The organism is Pseudomonas sp. 2VD, assembly GCF_005503585.1.
GTDB classification, from domain to species: domain Bacteria; phylum Pseudomonadota; class Gammaproteobacteria; order Pseudomonadales; family Pseudomonadaceae; genus Pseudomonas; species Pseudomonas aeruginosa.
This window is the reverse complement of record NZ_SCND01000399.1, coordinates 1-5219: the sequence shown is the minus strand read 5'-3', so window position 1 is coordinate 5219 and position 5219 is coordinate 1. Positions and strand designations below refer to the sequence as shown.

At 70.1% G+C, this 5219-nt stretch carries 1 pseudogene; it reads right to left on the bottom strand.

Annotation, left to right across the window (positions count from 1 at the left end):
* Positions 1 to 5219: pseudogene (locus FFS27_RS28175) on the bottom strand (hemagglutinin); the annotation flags it as partial.

The window sequence follows — 5219 nt, the reverse complement described above, 5'->3', positions numbered from 1 at the left end:
CGACCAGACTGCCCTCGGAATACAGCCGGGTTTCGCCGGCCACACCATCGGCAGCGGGAACGCCAAGCAGGATGTCGCCGGGACCACTGTCCGGCGTTCCGGCTTCCGGTGGCAAGACGTTCAGCACGCCGTTCGACAGGGCGAGCATGGAACGCCCTCCCGACGCATACAGGAAGCCATCCCGTGCATCGTAGGCAGCAGCCCCCCGCCCTAGGGTGACAATGGCGGCACCTTGTTCAAGGCTGATCGCCTCCCCCGGCCGATTCGCCAGGAGGAACACCTCGGGTGCGGCCAGTTCGGCGCCATTGCGCAGGACGATGCTTTGCGCGCCATCGGTGATGTCGAAGGTGACGTAATTGCCGCCTTGCCCGTAGAGCACTGCTGGCGTCGAGCCGATCACCATGCGCGCCGCACCGAAGGCGTTGAGATCGTCGGCCCGCAGCGTCACGCCCTGGAACCCCTCGCTGGCCTGCGCGCCGGCGCCGACGATCTCGATCCGCTGGTTGTTGCCCAATACCACCAGACTACCGCCATAGCCGCCTCTGGCGGCCTGGAACAGCCCGGTGCCGTCGAACGCCAGCGCATCGGCACCGCCACCGGCGAGCAGGTCAAGGCGCAGGCTGCGCGCATCCACCGGCAGCATCGGCCGCGGGATGCCACGGCGAGCAGCATCGGCCATGGCGAAGTCGCTGTAACTCGTTTCGTTGTACTGCGAATGGCGCCGCAGCACATCCGCCGGGGTCAGCAGCACCTGGCGGAACAGTTCGTCGCGCACCCCGGTGCCGACGAGGGACAACTGCCCGGCCAGCGACCAGGAGCCGCTGCGCATGAGCTGGGTGGGCGCTGCCCGTCCCAGCCCGGCCTGGCCGTTGAGTTCGACCCGGTACGCGCCGGGCAGCAGGGCGTAGGTCGACGGCAACAGGGTGTAGGTTCCCGCCGACAGGCCGGGCACGCCGCTACCGATGCTGATCTGCTGGCCGACCAGCGGGTCGACGGCGCCGCCTTCGGCGGCCACCGGCGCGATGCGCTGAACCCCGGGCACAATGGCGTAGATCGGATTGTCGGCCAATCCCGGCAGGTCGAAGCGGCCCTCCTCGTCGAAACGCACCAGCGGGTTGTAGCGCGCATCGGTGGAGCCACCGCGGCCGGAAACGAAACCGGCGCCGAGCAGTTCGCCGCCGCCGGAAAGATCCAGCGTCGCTCCGGACGCCACCCGTACGGAGCGGCCACCCAGGTCGACCCCGGTATCCATTATCCCCCTCTCGTTGAAGCTACCGCCGACGCCGGTCAGGGCGATTTCCTCCCCGGCATAGCGCCAGACCTGGCCGTCTACCGTGCCGCCGTAGGGCAAGGTCAGGCCGGCGCCGCTGACCGAGGTCAGGCTGCCAGACAACAACTCGACCTTGTCGGCGTTCTGGCCGATTTCCAGATAGCCCAACGGAGCGCGCACGACGCCGCCCTGAACGACGCTCGCCGCCCCCAGCGACAAGCGACCGAAGACCGCCAGAGGCTGCTCTGGCGTCGTCGCGTCGCTGCGCTCGATACGCAAGCTGCGCGCCGGGTCGAACGCCACAGCGGCGCCATCGGCCTGGTAGCCGTAGCCGGCGAGAATCCGCGCGCCCGCCCCGGTGCCCGGATAGAGCTGCGCAGCGCGGATGAGCAGATCGCCGCCACTGAGCACCTGGGTGTTGATGCGCTCTACGGGCGTCGCGTTCCCCGCCAGCAAACGCATGTCGCCCGTGCTGGACAGCTCGACCCGGTCGAAGCCACGCCGGTCAATCGTCTGCGTCCCGCCACTGGCGTCGCGGAAACTGCCACGCGAGCCGAAGACCAGGCTGTCGCGGATATCCAGCACCTGCGCGCTGGCTTCGAAGAGCGCCTCGCTAGGTTGCCTGGAAACCTCGAACAGGCCGGTCGACAGCGGCTGGGTTTCGTTGTTCTCCGCCGCTTCGTTGACGAATGCTCCCGCCAACAGCAGGGACGGTGCCGACAACCTGACCCGGCTATCGCCGGCGGCGCCTTCGCCAAGCCCCAATGCCCCGCTGTAGAGGCGCAAACGTTGCGCCAGGGACAGCTCCAGATCGCCGGCGAAACTCAGCAGGCCGTCGCTGAACAGGGTCAGGTCACCGAACCCGCCATCCTGTACCTGGCTCGCCGCCAGGCGGCCATGGCCATAGGCATAGTCTCGCCCTTCCCCGGCGGCTTCGCGCTGCTGGCCGACGATCAGCTCGCGCGGGCGCAGCACCTGGTCGGTCGCCAGGCTGGTCAGGTAGTTCGGCGTGGCCAGCGCCAGCGTCAGGCTGCCGGCGGCGGCACCTTCCCCGCCGGCGAAGGCGCGCAGGTCGCCATCCAGGTACAAGCCATTGGCCGACGCCAGGGAGATACTGCCGCCGGCGCTGCTGACCCGGGTCTGGCCGACTCCGGGCACGTCCAGAAGCGCCTGGGTGCCGGAGGCATCCAGCAGGCTTCCCGGGCGCAGGTCGATGAACAGTTCGGCGGCATCGGCCTTGCCGCTGGCATGTTCGACCGTGCCGCCGATGACGATGCTGCCACCATCGACCACCTGGCCGTAGCGCCGCCCCTGGAAGTCCAGCGCGGTCGCAGCGCGTGCGGCGACATCGAGCACACCCTCCTCGCCAACGCGGATGGCGCGCTGGTGGCCGACGCTCTCGACCTGATCGCGCACCGGATCGGGCAACGCCACGCTGCCCAGTTCGATCGAGCCGCCCCAGGCGTTCAGGCGACCATCGACGTTCAACTGGCCGACGCTGCGCAGCTCGATGCGCTGGCCGGGATCGACCTCCAGCAGGCTGCCATGACCGATGTCGAGGACGCTGTCGGCCACCTGCCCGGCACCACTCTGGCGGCTGCCGGCCTGCAGGAACAGGCTGGCGCCGGGACGCTGGCGCAGTTCGCCGTCGGCCGGCCGCTCCTCGTATAGCGGCGTCAGCCAAGGCTCCAGCGCGAGCAGCGGGTCGGCGCCGCTGGCGACGCTGATGGCGTCGTCGCGGAAACGGTACAGCGGACGCAGCACCTTCACCTGTGCGCCTTCCGCCACTTCCAGTCCCTGCTCGCCGATCACCTGATAACTGGCGAAGCCCTTGTCGAAGAACCCGGCGGCCAACGCCAGGGTGCCGTCCTGCGCCGCCGCGCCAATGCTCACCCGCGGCGCCTGGACGCTCAGGGTGCCGGCGCCGGCGACGCCATGGCCGGCCAGTTCACCGCCCAGTTGCAGGCGGCCGTCACCTGCCGCCGAGCCGGTGTTGGCCGACAGCGTCAGGTCGCCGCCCTTGCCGCCCACCTGTTTGCCATCGGCGAGCAGCGCGGCCCCGGACGACACGTCGATCCGGCTGCCATCGCCCAGCGACAGGTCGCCGCTGCTACGCAGGGAAATCCGCCCGCCGTCGAGATAAGCTCGGTCGGCATCCACGCCGCCCTGCATCTGGTTGCTCCAGAGGCCACGCGCATCCAGCGTCACGCCATCGCCCAGGGTCAGGGCGGCACGTTGGCCGGCGGCGGGGGTGAGATAGGTATCGATCCGCTCGCCACGGGCCACCTCCACCTGCTCCAGCACGTTGCCCAGGCGCAAACTGCCGGCGCGCGCCGTGAGGTCGGCGTTCACCTCGACCTCGGGCGCGTACAGGACGATCTCGCCGCCATCGCCGACCTGCAGGGCATTGTCCACCGCGATCCGCTCACGGGCGGCCACGCGCAGCGCCCCCAACTCGAAACCCGACAGCCGTTCGCTGTCGAGCAGGAGGACGCCCCGCTGTTCCTCGGCCAGCGCGGTATCCAGGTCCAGGTTCGCCGCCAGCGGCTCGCCGCCATCGGCCAGGCGCACCTGCTGCAGGGTCGGCGCAAGGTTGTACAGCACGTTGCCGCTGGCACTTTCGTAGCGCGGGGTATAGCTGCCCACGATCAGCTCGGCGCCGCGCGCCACTGCGTTCTGCGCCTGCTGGTAGCCATCCGCCCCCGGCTGCGGCGCGCGCACCTGGCGCTCGCCCTGGAATACCTTGCCGAGCAGGTCGCCCTCGAGCACCGCCGAAGCGGTGCCGACCACCAGGCGGCCAGCATCGCGGCCGACCATGTAGCCGCTCTCGTAACGGCTTTGCGGGGCGATCAGCGGATTGTAGAAATAGCGCGTCTGCCCCCAGCGCGGGCTGCTGTCCTCATAGCCGCGGTAGATGCCCTCGTAGAGCAGGTCGCCGGGGGCGCGGGAGATTTCGTAGAGACGTCCGTCGCTGCCCTTGAGCCAGGTCTGCCGGATCAGGCCGCCCTGCACATCGAGGGTCCCGCCGGAGAGGTTGACCGTCGAGCCGGGCTGGCTCACCAGTTCGCCGCCGGTGAAGGTCAGGGTGCCGCCCTGGGCCATCCACTCGCCGGCCGAATGGTTGCGCGTGCCAAGGTAGCCACCCAGTTCCAGCAGGCCGCCGGCGGTATACCAGCGATCGGTGGCGTAGCCGTTGGTGCCGGCCGGAACCAGGACCAGTTCGCGGGCATCGACCCAGACATCATTGCTGGCCAGTCCGCCGCCGTCGCGGTTGACCGGCGCGTCGCGCTGCTCGTTGCCCTGGACATTGATCTGGATGTTGTTGCTTTCCATCGCCACCTTCACCCCGACGGCGCCGGCGACGTCCACCTGCGCGCCGTCGCGCAGCAGGCTCCGGCCCGCCGCGCTGACCGCCACCTGGCCGCCGCTGGCCAGGGTCAGCGAGCCGCCCTGGAAATCCACGCTACCGCCGCTGATGATCTCGACCCGCGACTGCTCGCTGCGATCGGCGACCCGGCTGAGGTTGTCGAAACGACCGATCACGTTGTTGGTCGGCGTGGTGCCATCCAGCGCCTGCTGGGCGGCATCGCGCTGGCTGTCGAGGGCGCCGGCGCCGCTGGCGTCGACCAGCACCGCGGTGGTGCTGCCCTCGCCCAGGACCACGCTGCCCCTGGCGTCGCTGGCCGAGTTGAGCAGGTGGATGGTGCCGCGCACGTCGGTTGAGCTACTGGACAGGGCGACGCCCTCCTGGCGGACCTGGCGCCCGGTCAGGGTGATGTCGCCGGTGGCGGCCTGGATCAGCCCCTGGTTGACCACCCGGCCGGCGGCGCTGTCAGCGGCCAGGGAGGTGGCCACTTCATTGCCGCGGGTGGTGGAGCGCAGGTTGCCATCGGTGCCGACGCCACGGCGAATGTAGAAGCTGTCGCCCGCCGCCAGGGTGGTCTGGCCC